This is a genomic window from Kitasatospora sp. NPDC007106, assembly GCF_040634455.1.
Lineage (GTDB): Bacteria > Actinomycetota > Actinomycetes > Streptomycetales > Streptomycetaceae > Kitasatospora > Kitasatospora arboriphila.
On sequence record NZ_JBEYFP010000947.1, the window covers coordinates 1 to 2,126 of the forward strand.

A 2,126-nucleotide genomic window follows, 5' to 3' on the forward strand; every position below is an offset into this window, starting at 1 on the left:
TCGAGCGCAACACCACGATCCCGACCAAGCGCTCCGAGATCTTCACCACGGCCGAGGACAACCAGCCCTCCGTGCAGATCCAGGTCTACCAGGGCTCGCCCCGGCTCGCCACCCTGGAGTACCTCCTCAACGATGACGCCTACGTCGCCGGGATCGGGCTGACCGTCACCGACCGGGATCGGCTGCTCCTGCTCGCCGACCTGGCGACCACCCTCGACCGGCTGCACCGCTTCGGCGTCGCCGTCGGCGACCTTTCGCCGAAGAACCTGCTCTTCACCCTCGCACCGCGGCCCGAGTGCTTCCTCATCGACTGCGACGCGGCCCGAACCGACCGTGCGACGGTGCTGCCGCAGGCCGAGACCCCGGACTGGCAGGTCCCCGCGGGCGAGGAACGGGCGACGCCGCACAGCGACACGTACAAGCTCGCCCTGCTCGCCGTCCGCCTCTTCGCCCGCGACCAGAGCACGACCGACCCGGCCGCGCTGGCGGCGATCGTCCCGGCCCTCGGAGCCCTGGCCCGCGCCTCGCTCCGGACGGACCCGGCCGCCCGGCCGACGCCCGCCGCCTGGGCCGAGCAACTGGCCTCGGCATCCGGCAGCCTGAAACCCGGCCGCGGGCCGAAGGCCGCCGGGGGAACGAAGCCGGGCGGGGCAGCGAAGCCGAAGCCGCCGACCGGACCGGCCGCCCTGCGACCGCGCGTCAACAGCGGTGGCGGACCCGCCGGTTCGGCAGCGGGGAACGCGGGAGCGGGCAGCACGGCGGCCGGGGTCGGCAAGGTGCTCGCCGCCGTGGCCGCCGTCGTGGCAGTGCTGCTGTTCGTGACCCACCGCGACGACTCCCACCCGGCCGACGCCCGCTCGGCCGCCGACAGCCACCCACTGACGCTCAGTCACCCACCGCGTCCCGCCGGCAGCTCGTACCGGATCCCGCAGCCCGATCCGACCGTCAGCAGCACCCGCCCACGAACCCCGACCCCGACCCCGACGCCCACCCCGAGCCCGAGCCCGAGTCCGAGTCCGACCGATCCGGTCGCCACCGCGGGCGTCGGCGACTGCTTCTACGACACCGGGACCAGCGGCCACGCCGACCTCACCCCGGCCACCTGCACCGCAGGGACGTTCAAAGTCGTCCGGATCAACGAGGGCAGCACCGACCTGGACGGCTGCGCCAACGTGCCCGGAAACGACGAGAGCGTCAGCTCCAAGCGCTACTCGCGGGTCCTGTGCCTCAGTTACCAGAGCTCCGGCGGGGACTCCTACCACGCCCGGCAGGGCGACTGCGTCTTCGGGCCGTCCGGCACGGGACCGTGGTCGGTGCTGTCCTGCCGGACCGGCGCCTTCAAGGTCCTCGCCGTCTACCGCGGCACCAGCGACCACTCCAAGTGCGACAACTGGCCCCACTACAACCAGTGGCGGACCGTCTCCGGCCCCAAGGGCGCCGACCTCGACGTCCTGCAGTGTCTGTCCATGGTGTTCCCCGACGACGCAGGCTACGCCACTGTCCGCGAATGCCTGCTCAAGTCGGGTTCCACCTTCACCAACGTCGGCAGCTGCGACCGCTCGAACGTTTACGTCACCGGACGCACCAGCACGCCGAACTACCCGACGTTCTGCGGCCAGGACGGCTCCACCTACTGGCGCTCCAACGAGTTCCCCGACCTCGGCTACACCGTCTGCTGGCGCTGGCGCTGACCCCCACCGCCGCTGCGCATTGACCGACCCACCATCCCACCGACGAAGTTCAAGGACCTGACATGGCATATCGCTACCGGTGCGGCGAATGCGGCTTCAAGACCTCCTGGGGCACCGAGTCCCAGGGCGAGCGGGAGCAGATCGCGCACTACACCGACCGCCACCCCGGCCTGCGCCCCGGCGGAACGGTCGAGGCCAACACCAAGAACCCGGAGGGGGGCATCGGCTGCCTCGGCTTCCTCGCCGTGCTGTTCCTGCTGTTCGTCCTCGCCGTCGCGTGCAACCGATGAACGGCGCCGACCCGAACACCCCGATGAGGAAGAGGTCATGACGAAGCATTACTGGAACCAGGGCCCGGCCGCACCGGCACCACCCACCTGGCAGCAGACGCCACGCGCGGTGCCGCCCCAGCTCGGCCGTAGCGGCGGCGCGGCG

Annotated in this window: 1 protein-coding gene and 1 pseudogene; both read left to right on the forward strand. The window is 71.8% G+C overall.

The features are described from left to right. Positions 1-95: pseudogene (locus ABZ641_RS34330) on the forward strand (Hsp70 family protein); the annotation flags it as partial. Positions 96-1,753: 1,658 nt separating this feature from the next. Next, complete coding sequence (locus ABZ641_RS34335; protein WP_344626173.1) at positions 1,754-1,981, forward strand: hypothetical protein; 228 nt, start codon at positions 1,754-1,756, stop codon at positions 1,979-1,981. Positions 1,982-2,126 lie beyond the last annotated feature (145 nt).

What these genes read in the sequence shown, in the direction of transcription:
- ABZ641_RS34335 (WP_344626173.1), top strand. Translation starts at nt 1,754, where the DNA reads ATGGCATATCGCTACCGGTGCGGCGAATGCGGCTTCAAGACCTCCTGG.